Genomic DNA, 16,239 nt, shown 5'->3' with positions numbered 1-16,239 from the left:
TTATCCTAACAGTCAACCGTCAATTGTTAACGGTCAATCCTCATTGGAGATATAGCCTAACTCGGCTAGTTTTTGCAGAACTTTAGCAATACTTTCGGATAAATCTTCTTGATCGGTATGACATTCAATTTCTGGGTTTGTTGGGGCTTCGTAAGGATCATCAATTCCTGTAAAGCCTTTAATTTCCCCGGCTCTTGCTTTTTTATACAACCCTTTGACATCTCGATCTTCACAAACCGTTAAGGGTGCATTAACATAGACTTCTACAAAATCACCGATTTTTTCGCGGACTTCTTCCCGAATTTCTCGGTAGGGAGAGATAGCTGAAACCAGGACAATCACCCCATTTCGGGTTAATAGATGGGCAACAAAGCCGATACGACGGATATTTTCATCCCGATCTGCTTTACTAAATCCTAAACCTTTGGTGAGGTTTTCCCGAACAATATCTCCATCTAATATTTCGAGTTTACATTGCTTCTGTTGAAGGATCTCAGCGACCGCTCGGCTAATGGTTGTTTTTCCGGCACCACTCAAACCTGTAAACCATACCGTCACACCTCGATGCTGCATTAACGATTTTTCTCCTGTTGTACTGATTAAGCTAGATCTCTCATTTATTATGGTAAGTGAAGATTGGATCATCAGTCAACTCAAACTTCATCTCCGTCCCGAATTTATCTTTGAAGATTGCTTTGATTTCTTTTTAATTCTCCTTGACTTTTTAACAATAATTTGTATTGTGTTGAGCCCAGATTTGCTATTAAAGGTAATAAAATGAAAAAAAGGATCAAATTTTACAGAATTTTCTCAGTTAATAGGCTGAAATTAAATCTAATCACAATAACGGTTTTTAATCGATTTAACCAAAGCATGATTGCAACAAAACCCTTTAAATTTTTGTTATTTTTGTTTCTGATGGTAGGAATAATCTGGGGCATTGTTATGGGACAGTCTCCCCAGATTTTTGCCCAGGAAAATCCCTCTGGGACAACGAAAACCTTAGTCATGGCAACCTCCCCAGATTATCCGCCCTACGAGTTTAAAGATACGGCTACCAGTGGAGAAAAAATTGTTGGCTTTGATGTGGATATCGCGGAATATATTACGAAGCAATTGGGCTATAATCTGACCGTTGTGGGGATGGATTTTAATGGATTAATCCCAGCGTTAACCGCTAAACGAGCGGATTTCGTCATGGCGGGAATGACACCGACTCCTGATCGCAAAAAAAATGTAGAATTTTCCGATATCTATTTTGAAGCTAAAAATACTATTGTTAGTTTGCAAGATAAAAATTATAAAAATCCCGATCAATTAAAAGGCAAAAAAGTCGGGGTACAACTCGGTTCAATTCAACAGGAAGCGGTTAAAAATTGGCAAGGGGTGATTGCAGTTCCCTTAAATAAAACCAGTGATATTATCCAGGAATTAAACTCAAAACGCCTGGATGCTGGGGTTTTAGAAAATACAATTGTTAAAGGGTATATTGCCGCAAATCCAGGGTTAGTTTATAACGAAGTTCCGAATACAGAAGAAGCTGGATCAGCGATCGCTTTTCCCAAAGGATCGCCCTTAGTTCAACCTTTTAACGAAGTGATTCAACAGATGAAAGCCAGTGGTAAAATTGAGCAACTGGCAAAGAAATGGTTTGATCGCCCGGTCGTGACCCAAGCCCCTGAAGTTCCTCATGGGAAGGGATTAAAACTAGATTTTAATAAAATTGCTCCCAATATCCCTTATATTTTAGCGGGGATTTTTATTACGTTACAATTTAGTTTAGTCTCTGCTTTTTTTGGATTTATTTGGGGAACAATTCTGGCTTTATTTAAGATTTCAACAATTAAACCCTTGAATATTTTTTCCCAAGGTTATACCTCTATTTTTCGAGGGACACCCCTGCTTGTACAATTAACATTAATTTATTTTGCCACTCCCCAACTTACCGGATATGATATTACGGCTTTTCAAGCGGGGATATTAACCTTTTCTCTGAACTCAGGGGCCTATATTTCCGAAACCATTCGGGCGGGAATTCAAGCCGTTGATAAAGGACAAAAAGAAGCTTGTGAAGCCTTGGGGGTAAACTATCAACTCATGATGTTAGATATTATTTTACCTCAAGCCTTAAAAAACATTCTTCCGGCTTTGGTCAATGAAAGTATCAACCTGTTAAAAGATTCAACGTTAGTTTCAGTCATTGGCGTTGAAGATCTGTTACGTCGCGCTCAAATTGTTGGGGCTGAAAAGTATATTTACTTTGAACCTTTAATTTTCGTGGCGGTGATTTATTATCTGATGATTATTACCTTAACCTGGGGAGCGAATAAACTTGAATACCAACTCAAACGCAGCAGTTAATACGGCGGTTAAAATTGATCGTTTGTATAAATCTTTTGGAGATTTAAAAGTATTAAGAGGGATTTCAACGGAAATTCAAAAAGGGCAAGTAGTTTCTATTATTGGGCCGTCGGGTTGCGGAAAATCTACCTTTTTACGCTGTTTAAATCTTCTGGAAACACCGACATCAGGGCATATTTTTATTGATGGGATAGAAATTACCGACCCTAAAGCTGAAATTTTAAAAGTTCGTCAGCGTGTGGGGATGGTCTTTCAACACTTTAATTTATTTCCCCATTTAACAGTCTTGCAAAATGTCACTTATGCACCTATGAAAGTTAAGAAACTGTCTGAACCTGTGGCGAAACAATTGGGGATCGAGTTATTACAAAAAGTCGGAATGTCTGATAAAACCGATGTTTATCCCTCTCGACTTTCAGGGGGACAAAAACAACGAGTTGCGATCGCCCGGACTATGGCGATGGAACCGGATATTTTATTAATGGATGAACCCACCTCCGCCCTTGATCCTGAAATGGTGAAAGAGGTTTTAGATGTTATGAAAGGATTAGCTGAAACGGGAATTACAATGGCAATTGTTACTCATGAAATGGCATTTGCAAAAGAAGTTTCTAACCGGATTTTATTCCTCGATGGTGGGTTACTCGCAGAAGATTCTCCCCCAGAACAATTCTTTAAAAATCCTGGCTGTGAACGGGCGAAGCAATTCTTAGAAAAAATGCTTTAAACGGAACCAGGAAGAGAAAAATGCTTACTATTCCCTGTTCCCTGTTCCCTGTTCCCTAGCGTTTAGCACTATATCAACATTTGTTGACCCAAATTGGCAAAATGTGTGTAATATTAACTAATGTTACATGGGTTTCTGTTGTCGGTGAATTCTGATTCCTCATGAAACTGAATCATCTCAGTTTGAATGATAATCTGTATCACGGATAACAGAATTTTTCTCTAAACTAGATACTGCTGTTAATGAGGTACAGAACGATGGCAAATTCAACCCTTCAAGATAATACCGCTTTCGCTTCAAATCAGTGGGGTGAAGATTCTCAAATCTGGCAAAATCTGAAAACAGCGATCGCATCTAGTTCGGGTTTTCAACGCTGGGAATTGGAACGTAATTTAAACCTAATTGAACCAACAACAAATTTAGATCAATTAGTGAGTTTGTACTTACGCGAAACTTTAGAAACTTTAGCGTATTAGACCGTTTGATCTTAACCCAATGTAGAGACGCGCCATGGCGCATCTCTACAGAATAGGGATGGGTAACAAATATTGAAAGATGAAATATTAACTTTTAGATAACCGTAAAACCGTTTCTGCTTTTAATAATTGATGAGTTTCGGCTAACAGATCAGGGATTTGATCCGCGTGGGGACTGTTAACTAAACAGTGACTTAAATCTAACTGTTCAACCCCTTCAGCCGTTTTTCCGGGGAACCAATGACCGCCATTTCCTAATAAATTATAGCGCATTTTAGCATAGTCAATCATATCATAGGCGATCGCTAAATTTCTTAACCACAAAATCACTGGAATATTAATATTATTCGGGGTTTGTTCCTGACGAGGTAAACCAATATGCCAAGTTTTCGCCCAGGCTTCCCCAAAACAATTAATTAATTCCTGTTCTAAACGTTGCACAATAGAAGGTAAAATTTCATCCCAGCGATCTAAAAGGGGAAGGGTTTTTAAATGTTCATCAAAATCCGTTGGTTTAGAAGCACCAATACTTAAGGTATGAACTTGAGGATGACTTAAACAAAATAAATTATTAAATACCATTGGACTGAGGGGACTACATAACTGTACTAACTTTTCCGGGGGGTTATAAAGTTGACCGCCTTTATCGGACGGACTAATAATAAAAACCCCCATATCGTGGCGAGTTGCGGCTTCAATAGCCGGCCAATTATTTTGATTAATATAATACCAATGTAAATTTACATAATCAAATTCATTCGTTTCAATGGCTTGAATAATAGCGTCTGTCGGGCCATGAGTTGAAAAGCCAATAAACCTAACTTTTCCCTGGGTTTGTAATTCTTTAGCAACGGCTAAACACCCACCCGGTTTAATCGTATCTTCTAAAATTTCACAGGTATTAATTCCATGAATTCCGAGTAAATCAACATGATCTAATTGTAAATAAGCTAAAGATTGCTCAAAATCTTGTTTAAATTTTAAAGGATCAGGGTTAGGACAAACTTTCGTTTGTATAATTAATCGTTCTCTGGGAAGTTTAGGTAAAATTTTCCCTAACTGCATTTCTGACGTGCCATAACCCCTCGCCGTTTCAATATGATTAATCCCCAATTCTAAGGAACGATAAATACAAGCTTCCAGTTGTTTTTGATTGGCTTCAGGAATTTGATCAAAGGGAGCATCTTGCCATTGATGTTGATATCTCATTCCCCCACAGGAAAACACAGGCATTGGTAATTCTGTTCGTCCAAATCGTCGGTAATACATCATAAAAACGTCAAGATTAAAAGTTCAAAAACCGGTTTTTTCAGGCTCCACTTGCTTTGTAGCACATCCCCTGGTAGAACCAGAAAACCAGGGTTTATGCTATAATTTAAGATTAGGAGATTTCTCGAACTTTAGCTTCTCCGTTGATGACTTCACCCACCAGAATTACATCCGCAACTCCCACAAATAAACCATTTTCTAACACCCCAGGAATATTGTTAATTTCTTTTTCTAATTCGGCGGGATTTTCAATGGCATCAAATTTGACATCGATAACTAAATTTCCTTGATCGGTGACCACTGGCCCTGCTTTTTTGACCCCCATTCTCAAGGTGGGTTTTCCTCCTAATTTTTCCAGGGTTTTCATCACCGGAGTCATCGCTAATGGCATCACTTCAACAGGTAATAAAAACGTTGAGCCGAGTTGATCAACTAATTTAGAACTATCGACCACCACAATAAAAACTTCCGCCAAACTATCGACAATTTTCTCACGGGTATGGGCGGCACCTCCGCCTTTAATTAAATTTTTGTGGGGATCAACTTCATCGGCCCCATCAATGGCAACATCGATCCGATCAACTTCATCTAATGTTGTTAACGGAATGCCATATTCTTTGGCTAATACTGTTGCTTGAAAGGAGGTAGGAATGCCTTTAATATCTTTGAGTTCTCCACTTTTGAGGCGTTCTCCAATATACTGAATGGCATAGGCTGTTGTCGAACCTGTTCCGAGTCCGACGATGGTTCCCGATTTTACTCGATCGGCTGCTGCTTTCCCAACGTACTGTTTCATCAATGTTACGGGATCTTGTTCACTCATTCTAATTTATCCTCAATAAAGGGCTGTTTTGGACAAGGAGCAATTGCAGATTTTACTCCCCGTGATCAGTCTACCGAGTTTGGGTCAATTAGGGAATATAATCAAGAACGTGGGATGAGTCACCATTTGGATCTTGAGCTAAGTCGAGGGTATACCCGACTTAAATCCTATCAAGAGGTGTTGAATATTGATTGGAGAGTTACTTGTGAGTTTAGATGCCGTTTCTGTCTTATTAAAACAAGGAATTCAGCTTAAAGAATTGGGAAATTTAGACGCTGCTATTCATAAATTTAAGCAAGCTTTAGAACTGAATTCTCAAGAGGCAGAAATTTATAAAAGACTGGCGGAAACTTATATTTTAATCGGAAAGGAAGAAGATGGAATTGAAGCTCTCCATCAAGCTCTCAATTTACAACCTCAGTTCTCTTCGGCTTATTTAGGGGTTGGAAATGCCCTTTACACTCAATCTCGTTTTGATTTAGCAATTTGGGCCTATACCCAAGCTTTAGAAATTCAACCGGATTTTATGGAAGCTTATGCTAATTTAGGAAGTATTTATTTTCAGCAAGAACGGTTTGAAGAGGCGTTTTTAAGTTATCAAAAAGCTCTACACATTAATCCGAATCATGGGTTGATTTATTGGATGTTGGGGAACTTACTCAGTAAACAGCAGAAGATTAATCAGGCTATTGATTATTACCAAAAAGCAATCCTTTTTCAACCGCAGCAAGAATTATACTATTTAAGATTAGCTGAAATTTTGCTAAAAATTGATCAAGTTAATCTTGCTATTGATTGTTATAAAAAAGCCATTGAAATTAATCCCCAACAAGCCTTTGCTCATCAGGAACTTGATCGACTGCTTCAGTTTAAGTTTCAGGAAGAAAAAGACGTTCAGGAGAATAGTCCGGGGTTTTATGAAGGGGGAGTAGAATTAGCAAGTTCTGGACTAGCAACACAACTAAAATATCAATCCGAGTCGAATATTAAAGCGAGTTTAATTACGTCGGGAAGTGAACAGTTTTTGGTAGAAAATTCCCTGGAAAAAGTCAGGGGAAATCCCGAAGCAGAACAGTATAAAAATCAAGCTGAAATCTTGATAAATCAAGGCTTGTTTGATCAAGCACTCGCCCTTTGTCATCGAGCTTTAAAACTTCAACCTGACTATTTACCAGCCTATTTAACATTAGGAAATACCTTACACTTTCAAGGAAAAATTGAAGCTGCCTTGCGCGCTTATTCTTTAGCTTTAGAACTGCAACCTAATTTTCCCGAAATTCACGCTAATATTGGAACCATGTTGTTTAAAATGCAACGTTGGGATCAAGCAATTGCGAGTTATGAAAAAGCCTTAGACCTTAATCCGAATTTAGCGGCGGTTTACTGGAATTTAGGGAAAGTTTTTCAAACAGTTGGTCGAGTAGATGAATCAATTAGTGCTTGGCAAAAGGCTTTAGAATTACAACCGAATTTAGTCGAAGCGGAATTTAACTTTGAATTTGGGAATAGTTTAGCCCGTCGAGGATTATGGGAGGAGGCAATTCAAAGCTATCAACGGGCGATTGCTTTAAAACCTAATTGGGCTGAAATTTATTCTAATATGGCAAGCGTGCGATCGCAACAAGGGCAAGAAAAAGAAGCCATCCAATTATATTACAAATCCATTGAATTGAACCCCGATTTGCCCCAACCCCATCTTTATTTGGGTCATATTTTCTCTAATACACAGGAAGCAGAAAAGGCAATCTATCACTATCAACAAGCGATTAAACTCAAACCTGATTCAATGGATAGTTATGCAAATCTGGCGAATCTTTATGCTCGGATCGGTCGTGTAGAAGCTGCAATTCAAAACTTTGAACAAGCCTTAGCGATTCAACCCAATTGGGCTGAAATTCATTGTAGATTAGCTCATATTCGCAAACATGATCAACCCGCAGAAGCCATTATTAATTTAGAAAAAGCAATTGAACTTAAACCCGATTTTACAGAAGCTTATCAACAGTTATGTGATTTACTCAGTCATTCCACGAATTTAGCGAAAGCGCGTGAAATGTCAGATTTATATTGTCAAAGATGTGGAGATCAAGTTCCGATTTTATCGGCAATTGCCTATATTTTTGCTTATAGCCAGTCGGGAGCTTGTCAACAAGCTTTAGATAAACTCTTAGAATTAGAAAAAATTTGTTATCAAGCTCCTGATAAAATCAACATTTCAGAAGCAATTATTCTGTATGAGATTTTGCTGTTTACCCTATCTCACTTGCGAGATTCTGTCGAAAAAAATGCCCAATTTTATCGATTAATTGCCCAACAATATTATAAATATCGCTTCCGTGATGTTTCATCCCCTCAATATGCTTCTGTCCCTTCCAAAACCATCTCTAAATCTCTAAAAATCGGATTCATCTCTAAACACTTCCGCCGCCACTCTGTAGGATGGTGTAGTGAAGCTTTGATTCGAGAATTGTCCTTGATTTCCCCTAATATTTATCTTTATGTGACCGGACAGTTACCGATAGATGAAGTTACCCAACGATTTGAACAAATCGCCACCCAATGTTATTGGCCAAAAGCTTATCCAAATGGATTTGCCTCAGCCGAAGAAATATCCGCAGAAATCCTCAAAGATCAGTTAGATATTTTAGTCGATTTGGATTCAATGACAGTTCCAACTAACGTGCAAATTTTATATCGCCGACCCGCCCCGGTTTGTGTGTCCTGGTTAGGATTTGATGCACCCTATATTTCCCCAGATAACTATTTCTTCTGTGATCAATATACCCATCCCCAAGGTATTGAAAAACATTACCTAGAACAGTTAATCCGTTTACCTCATACTTCTGTAGCTTTAGAACCCTTTAAAAGTCGTCCTGTAGATCGAGAAGCTGTTAGAAATAGTTTAAATATTCAATCTGATCAAATGGTGTATTTATGTGTAGCACCGGGACGAAAAATTAATCAAGAAATGATTGAAGCTCAAGTAAAAATTCTCAAGAATGTTCCTCAGAGTGTACTCCTTCGTAAAGGTCAAGGGGATAATAACTTAATTCGAGAACTGTATCATCAAGTTTGTGAGGAATACAATGTTGATAAAAGTCGTTTAATTTTTATTGGGTTAACGAAAACTGAAGAAGAACATCGAGCAATTTATTATGTGGCGGATGCCTTATTAGATTCCTATCCTTATAATGGTGGAACCCATAATTTAGAGGCGTTATCTGCAAATTTACCCGTCGTGACTCGTGCTGGGGAACAGTATCTTTCTCGCATGGGTTATTCCTTTTTAAAAGCGGTTAATTTGGATTTTGGAATTGCTTGGAGTTGGGAAGAATATACAGAATTAGGCATCCGATTAGGATTAGATAAAAATTTACGCCATCACATTCAATCTCACTTAATTCAATCTCAAAGCCCTGAATCTTTAGCCCCCTTATGGAACCCTAAAAAATTAGCTCAAGAAATGTATCTCATTTTTGAGACATTGTATCGCCATTCTTGATTATAGTAGAAACTTATTACTCATGACTAATTGAGGGCTATACAATAGCAATCACGCCCTTGTTGTTTAGCATTGTACAACGCTTGATCTGCGAGTTGAATTAAGTAATCCGGTTGAACTGTTGCGCTGGGAATTAGGGACGCAATTCCTAAACTGACGGTGACAAATTCCTTGACTCCCGACCGTTGATGAGGAATCGCTAAATGGGAAATCATACGCTGAATCCGTTTTGCTACATTGATGCCAACCTGTAGATTTGCATTGGAGAGGAGGATGACAAATTCCTCGCCTCCGTAACGGGCTACAAGGTCAACGGAACGCCGCAAATCGAGGTGACGAGTACATTGATAAACCGCCTGTGCAATTTTGAATAGACAATCATCCCCAGCTAGATGACCGTAATGGTCGTTATAAGCTTTAAAGCTATCGAGATCAAACATAATTAAGGTTAATGGCCGTTGTTGTTTTTCCAAAGCCTCCCATTCTTTTTGCAAACAAGCATCAAAACAGCGACGGTTAGCCACTTGAGTTAAACTATCCAGATTGGCCAGTTGATATAATTTTTGATTGGCTTCTTGAAGGGCGAGTTCCGCTTTTTTTCGGCTAGTAATATCACGGATGGTAATCGAAAAACCATCCCCTAATTTGACGGCAACAAAGTGATACCAGTAAGATTCTCCAAAGGGATAATAAATATCCTGTTCTAAAGATTCACCTGTCTCGACGATTTTCACAAACCGATAAAATAGTTCCGGTTGAATGCGGTTGAGGAGTTTTTTGAGAATAATTTTACCCATCATTTCATCACGAGTGCGTTCAAAGACTTTAGCCAAGACCGGGTTAACGACTAAGCAACGAAAATCTTTAATCATTCCTGTTTCTGGTTCCCGTACCGCTTGCAATGCGGCAATTCCATCTAGGGAACTATTTAATATACTCGATAAAAGTGCTCTGGATTGATAGAGAATCTCCTCAGCTTCCTGACGCTTAATAATTTCGGCTTCCAAAAGTTGTTTTTGTCGTTGAATGGTTAACTGACTTTCTAAACGGGCTACGACTTCTTCCACTTGAAAGGGTTTGGTAATATAGTCTACTCCACCCGCTTGAAAGGCTTTTACTTTATCAAAAACATCATTTAAGGCACTAATAAAAATGACGGGAATATTGCGAAAATTTTCATCTGCTTTTAAGGCTTCACAAACTTGATAACCATCCATTTCTGGCATTTTAACATCTAAAAAAATCACATCGGGTTGTTTGAATCTCACCGTTTTAAGAGCCATTCGCCCACTGGTGACACTGCGGACAGTATAGCCAAGTTGAATTAGTAAATCGCTTAATAGCTGTAAATTTTCTGGAAGATCATCGACGAGGAGGATATTTCCTTTCATTGGGGGTGAAAGCTCAGGATTCATGATTAATCAGGGGTTCAATTAATTCAACTATTTGCTCGAATTGAAATTTCCGCACAAGTTGTGTTAAGAATTGTATCAGAAAAATCTGGGTGTTGGGAATTTCTATAATTAATTCCATCACAACTTGGCCATCGGCTTCAAGTGCTGATTTATACAATTTATCAATCCAATCTTGAGACATGATGTTTAAATCATCAGTAGTCAATTTAACGTTTAACTTATTATTTAAAATGGCTTGTGTTTCCTCATAAATATACTGAACTCCTAAATGTTTAGTCAAGGATTCAAAAATCCTTTGTTCTGTAAAGGGTTTACGAATAAAATTATCACATCCGGCTGAGAGGACAATGGCTTTTTCTTCTTCTAATACACTCGCAGTTACAGCAATAATCGCTGTAGCATTACCTTTTGTTGTGGATTTAATATATTTAGTCGCTTCATAACCATCCATCACAGGCATTCGCATATCCATGAAGATTAAATGGGGTTCCCACTCATTCCAAATTGCGATCGCTTCTAGCCCATTTCTAGCTTCTTTTAACTCAAATCCCAAGGGTTCTAAAAGTTTAATTAATAATTTACAATTAATTTCTTTATCATCAACGGTCAGAATTTTATAGGTCGGCTGACCCGGTATTAATCCTAATACTTTTTGTCGGGTTTCTGTCGGTTCATTCTTAATATATTGACCCAGTTTTGCCTGGATTGTAAATCTAAAGGTTGTGCCTTTTCCTAATTCACTTTCTACAGAAATATCTCCCCCCATTAATTGCACAAATTTACGACTAATAGTTAATCCTAAACCCGTCCCTTCTTGCTTTTCTTTTCCGGCTTGGGCTTGGGTGAAGGCTTCAAAGAGTTTCGGTAATTCCGCCTGGGAAATTCCCACTCCCGTATCGCGGATTTTAAAAGTTAAGGTAATCACGTCCGTTGAGTCTTCTTTATCCTCAAAAACGGTTAAACTAATACCCCCTTGAGACGTAAATTTAATTGCATTGCTGAGTAAATTAATTAACACCTGACGCAATTTAACGGCATCAGTACAGATATAGCGAGGAAGGGTTTCACTGCGTTGAAAGATTAACTTTAATCCGGCATTAATCGCTCGTAAATCTAGCATATCTTCTAAATCATCTAATAACTGATACAAATCAAAATGATTCAGATTTAGGCTGGTTTTTCCCGCTTCGATTTTAGACAAATCTAAAACATTATTAATCAGAGTTAATAGATATTCACCACTCCGATAGATAATTCCGGCGTTTTCATATTGTTCAGAGGGAAGATTAGGACTTCTAATCATTAATTGAGAAAAGCCTAAAATCGCATTCAAGGGCGATCGCAATTCGTGACTCATATTAGCAATAAACGTACTTTTAGCTTGATTAGCAACTTCGGCTTTTTCTTTAGCAATCACTAATTCTGCGGTGCGTTCTTCTACGCGATGTTCTAAGGTTTCAAAAGAGGTTTGTAACTGAAAAGCCATGTCATTAAAGGAATCGGCTAGAGTCTCGATCTCGGAAACTCCCTCGATCTCAACAACCTGACTCAATTCACCATTAGCGATCGCTCTACTTGCTTGACTCAATCGCTTAATCGGTTTAGCAATCAAATTTGATGTAATAATTCCTAATACTGTAGCGAGAATTAAAGTTAAGAAACAAAGTAAAATAGTGGTCTGGGTATTAGCTTGAATTTCTCCTAGAAATTCAGATTCTGGGATGACTATCACGACCACCCAATCCAAACCATATTGATCTCGGTAGGGGATGACACGAACAAAAGGATTGTGAGCTAAATTAGGGCGGAGTGATTGCGGTTTATTGATGGCATTTAAACTACCAAATCCTTTGATTAACTCCCCAGTCAAATCACGAATGACTGTTTCACGACTATTGATAGCTGCCAAACGTTGCCCTTTGTTATTCACGACCAAGATAGGAGATTCATCTTCTGAACTCGCCACAATCAATCCTGAACGCTCCATGATAAAAATATGACCAGAACTTGTTTTATTAAGTTTTTTGAGAAACTGACTAATCTGAAGGAGATCGAGATCAATACCAAATACCCCAAGCAAATTATTTTGGGAGCTATAAACGGGAGTGCTTGCTGAGATACTGAGAACATTCGACGCAACTGTCCAAGAATAAATCGAAGTCCAGATTGGTTTGCCCGCTTTCACCGCATCCAAGTACCAGAGACTATCAATTTGAGAAATCGCAACTGTATTAATTAATTTTAGTCGATTCGCTTGCTTGTCAACCAAGTAATATCGATACTTATTGGGTTCAGATGGGAGAGTTTCTGAAATTTCTAACACATTACCTGCCGGATCTCCATAACCTGCACCAATATATCCTCCTTCCTTACTACCAAAGTTAATATAGGTAAAACCAAATAATTGCTGCTGACGACAGAAATATTTACCCATAGCCTTAAAATCATTCAAGTTTAAGATTCCTGACTCAAAAGCCTCCACATTCATTTGGTTGATTTCTTGAGCTTTTCCCATGTAACTATTAAGATATTGCTCAATACGATTACTCGTCTCTGTCATTAATTTATCAGCCAGGTTCTCAACAGCGTGCTGTCCACTGCGGTAAGAAAGATAGCCGACTAAACCCACTGCGCCCACAATTTGCAACACAAAGGGGAAAATTAACACAAATCTCAGGGGAATTTGTCTGTTTTTTTTGACGGTCTTCGAGCGAAGGTTAATCATGGTTTATTAAAGGCTCGGTTAATTCAATTATCTGCTCAAATTGAAATTTACGCACAACCTTTGTTAGAAATTGGGTGAGATCAATCTCGGTAGCCGGAATTTCTTCAATTAATTCCAAAACTTGGGTAGAGTTTGCTTCTAATGCAGCTTCATAGAGTTGATTAATCCATTCAGGGGACATAATTTTTAAATCCTCTGAAGTTAACTTTAGTTTGGGACTACTCCTTAAAAGAGTTTGTGTTTCTGCATAAATATACTCCACTCCTAAATGTTTCCCTAAAGCCTCAAAAATGGTATATTCTGTAAAGGGTTTACGGAGAAAATCATCACATCCGGCTGAGAGAGTAATCGCTTTTTCTTCTTCTAAAACACTGGCTGTTAACGCAATAATGGCAGTCCCATTGCCTTTAGTTGTGGATTTAATATATTGAGTGGCTTCATAACCATCCATCACAGGCATTCGCATATCCATCCAAATTAAATGGGGTTCCCATTCTTCCCATATTGCGATCGCTTCAATTCCATTACTCGCTTCTTTTACCTCAAATCCTAAAGGTGAAAGTAATTTAATTAGTAATTGACGATTAATTTCTTTATCATCAACCGTCAGAATTTTATAGGTGGGTTGACCGGGAGCTAAAGCCAGAACTTGAGGGTGTTTTTCTGGAGTTTTACTCACAATTTCTTGACCTAATTTAGCTTGAATATAAAATTGAAAGGTTGTGCCTTTTCCTAATTCACTTTCTACAGAAATATCTCCTCCCATTAATGAGATAAATTTGCGACTAATGGCTAACCCTAAACCCGTTCCTTCATTGCATTTCTTTCCCGCTTGAGCTTGAGAAAAAGCATCAAACAGCTTGGGTAATTCTTCGGGTGCTATTCCGACTCCCGTATCACAAATAGAAAAATGAAGATTAAAAATATCGATTGTTTCTTGATCTCCCTGAAAGACAGAGAGTGTAATTTGACCATCTAAGGTAAATTTAATGGCATTACTAAGTAAATTGATGATCACCTGACGCAGTTTAACTTCATCGGTATAGATATAATGAGGAACATTTTCATCTCGAATAAATATCAGTGTTAAACCCGCAGATACAGCGCGTAGATGCAACATATTTTCTAAATCATCTAGGAGGTAATACAGATCAAAATATCGAGGATTCAAGGTGGTTTTTCCGGCTTCTATTTTTGATAAATCCAGAATATTATTAATCAGGGTTAGTAAATATTCTCCACTGCGATAGATAATGTCTGCATTCTCATATTCTTCTGGACTAACTGCCGACTTTCTTAAGATCAATTGGGAAAAACCTAGAATAGCATTCAAAGGCGATCGCAATTCATGGCTCATATTGGCAATAAAGGTACTTTTGGCTTGATTGGCAACTTCGGCTTTTTCCTTAGCAATTTCTAATTCTGCGGTGCGTTCATATACCCGATTTTCTAAGGTTTCAAAAGCAGTTTTTAACTGAATCGCCATACTATTAAATGAATCGGTAAGACTTGTTACTTCAGTAATACCTTGAAGTTTGATATCCTGAATCCCGTGATTTTTTTCTGGGGTTAAATATTGCCATTCACCCTTTGCGATTGCCTGACTTGCTCGATTTAAACGGAGAATTGGATGAGTAATCCATCGAGCGGTGAGAATACCAATAGCTGTAGTCAGGATTGACACTCCCACCCCTGCGCTACGCTAAAGGGGTGGGATTCTCGTATCTAGTCCAGTCAAGCAGAGACAGTTGAATATACTCTTGTTTGACTGTATTCACCGAGTTCAGGGGTGTGCCAAGCACCCCATCAGTTAAACCGGATGAATCCATTACAGAAGCATCTCTCTGTAGGTCTAACTGACAAGAAAAACCGTCCCATTGAGCTAGGTTTTTCGCAGCATTCAAATCAGAGTTATGGTAGTGACCATTAGGGCAATTGAAATCATGTCGATTTCTTTTACCAATAAAACCACAGGTTGAACAGGATTTGGAAGTGTATGGCGCAGGTCTTTTAATTAATTTCAATCCTTTAAGAGCCAACTTATAATTAAGTTTCTGTTCCAAAGAATAATAAGACCAATTATGTCGAGATTCACCGGAATCAGAACGAGATTTTTGGCTCTGTTTCATTGTGCTTCGACATCCTTCTAAATCCTCAATAACAACATCAGCATTATGGTATTCGGCAAAACGAACAATTCGACGGCTGATTGTATGATTGATTGCATCCATCCATCGTCGTTCTTTTTTGTCCCATTTCTTTAATGCTCGAAACTTTTTAGCTTCTTGAAGTTGTTTTCTTCGTTGTTGAAAATAACGTCTCCGATGCTTAACGCTTTGACCATTAAAGAACTTACCAAAACCCTGTTTAGGTGCAACTACCGCTAAATTATTCTGTCCTCGGTCACATCCTAATCTTTTCTCCGTCTTAACTTCTGGAACATCCTCAGTAATTGACAGATAGGCATACCACTTATTTCGATGTTTAATTAATTTAAAAGAACCCCCTTGAATTGTTCCCTCTAACAATCCGTCTAAAACAGGTTGCCAATGGGGAGATGCAACTTCAATGGGAATTCTTTTTTCACCTTTAAGGGTTGGAAAACTAATTGAATAAGTATTCCCTTTTAGGGTTAACTTCCAGTTTTGGTTGTTAACTTCCACAGGAAGAACTTTATATTGTTTGGTTTTACGACCTGTGGGTGATGTGGTATGTCGGATTACTTGGTTAACAAGGGCAGATTTTAACTCGGACATAATTTTAGCTGTTGTCATTTTACGCCGTTCTTTAATCGGCAATGACAACAGCTTGTTGGCAACCCGTGTGTTTTCTGCCGTCATTTGCTCAAACACCTGAGCTTTACAACGGTTGAGATCCACGAATTTCAATTTAATCGTCCGAGTTATTTTTGTCATGTCATCCATGATAACATAAGGTTGAT

General features: G+C 38.2%; 11 protein-coding genes. 4 read left to right on the top strand and 7 right to left on the bottom strand.

All coding sequences use genetic code 11. The annotated features are described in order from the left end of the window. Positions 1–33: 33 nt before the first annotated feature. A complete protein-coding gene (cysC, locus tag PL9214_RS23690) occupies positions 34–645 on the bottom strand; it encodes an adenylyl-sulfate kinase (RefSeq protein WP_072721515.1) in 612 nt (203 codons plus the stop codon). A gap of 300 nt (positions 646–945) precedes the next feature. Here cysC and PL9214_RS23685 point away from each other — a divergent pair, with 300 nt between their 5' ends. From PL9214_RS23685 to PL9214_RS23675, 3 genes are all read left to right on the top strand, one after another. Continuing rightward, the gene (locus PL9214_RS23685) at positions 946–2,361 is read left to right on the top strand and encodes an ABC transporter substrate-binding protein/permease (RefSeq protein WP_186440447.1); all 1,416 of its coding nucleotides are present in this window, start codon (positions 946–948) and stop codon (positions 2,359–2,361) included. After that, positions 2,333–3,088, top strand: a complete 756-nt coding sequence (locus PL9214_RS23680; RefSeq protein ID WP_072721513.1) for an amino acid ABC transporter ATP-binding protein — start codon at positions 2,333–2,335, stop codon at positions 3,086–3,088. Before PL9214_RS23685 ends, PL9214_RS23680 begins: the two co-directional genes overlap by 29 nt. A gap of 257 nt (positions 3,089–3,345) precedes the next feature. Next, on the top strand, positions 3,346–3,564 hold the full coding sequence (locus PL9214_RS23675) for a hypothetical protein (RefSeq protein WP_072721511.1): 219 nt from the start codon (positions 3,346–3,348) through the stop codon (positions 3,562–3,564). 87 nt (positions 3,565–3,651) lie between these two features. On the opposite strand, the gene PL9214_RS23670 is transcribed toward PL9214_RS23675, so the two are convergent. Together PL9214_RS23670 and rpiA are read right to left on the bottom strand one after the other, a co-directional pair. Beyond that, the gene (locus PL9214_RS23670; protein ID WP_072721509.1) at positions 3,652–4,833 is read right to left on the bottom strand and encodes an aldo/keto reductase; all 1,182 of its coding nucleotides are present in this window, start codon (positions 4,831–4,833) and stop codon (positions 3,652–3,654) included. A 112-nt stretch (positions 4,834–4,945) separates the two neighbouring features. Then, positions 4,946–5,656 (bottom strand): ribose-5-phosphate isomerase RpiA, encoded by a 711-nt coding sequence (rpiA, locus tag PL9214_RS23665; protein WP_072721508.1) that lies wholly within the window; start codon positions 5,654–5,656, stop codon positions 4,946–4,948. A 205-nt stretch (positions 5,657–5,861) separates the two neighbouring features. Between rpiA and PL9214_RS23660 the strand changes: the two genes are divergently transcribed. Further along, positions 5,862–9,158, top strand: coding sequence for a tetratricopeptide repeat protein (locus tag PL9214_RS23660; RefSeq protein WP_139295144.1), 3,297 nt, complete (start codon positions 5,862–5,864; stop codon positions 9,156–9,158). A 26-nt stretch (positions 9,159–9,184) separates the two neighbouring features. Here PL9214_RS23660 and PL9214_RS23655 read toward each other — a convergent pair whose 3' ends face one another. Genes PL9214_RS23655 through PL9214_RS23640 form a run of 4 tightly spaced genes read right to left on the bottom strand, consistent with a single transcriptional unit; the run spans position 9,185 to position 16,222 of the window. Continuing rightward, on the bottom strand, positions 9,185–10,573 hold the full coding sequence (locus PL9214_RS23655; RefSeq protein ID WP_072721505.1) for a diguanylate cyclase domain-containing protein: 1,389 nt from the start codon (positions 10,571–10,573) through the stop codon (positions 9,185–9,187). Further along, positions 10,563–13,298: an ATP-binding protein gene (locus PL9214_RS23650; protein WP_072721503.1), complete on the bottom strand. Its 2,736-nt coding sequence runs from the start codon at positions 13,296–13,298 to the stop codon at positions 10,563–10,565. Before PL9214_RS23650 ends, PL9214_RS23655 begins: the two co-directional genes overlap by 11 nt. Beyond that, a complete protein-coding gene (locus PL9214_RS23645; RefSeq protein ID WP_245824348.1) occupies positions 13,291–14,982 on the bottom strand; it encodes an ATP-binding protein in 1,692 nt (563 codons plus the stop codon). Before PL9214_RS23645 ends, PL9214_RS23650 begins: the two co-directional genes overlap by 8 nt. Before the next feature lie 13 nt (positions 14,983–14,995). Further along, complete coding sequence (locus PL9214_RS23640; RefSeq protein ID WP_222425192.1) at positions 14,996–16,222, bottom strand: RNA-guided endonuclease InsQ/TnpB family protein; 1,227 nt, start codon at positions 16,220–16,222, stop codon at positions 14,996–14,998. Positions 16,223–16,239 lie beyond the last annotated feature (17 nt).

Source organism: Planktothrix tepida PCC 9214 (assembly GCF_900009145.1).
GTDB lineage: Bacteria > Cyanobacteriota > Cyanobacteriia > Cyanobacteriales > Microcoleaceae > Planktothrix > Planktothrix tepida.
Note: the sequence above shows the minus strand (reverse complement) of the source record. Positions and strands in the feature narration are given on the sequence as shown.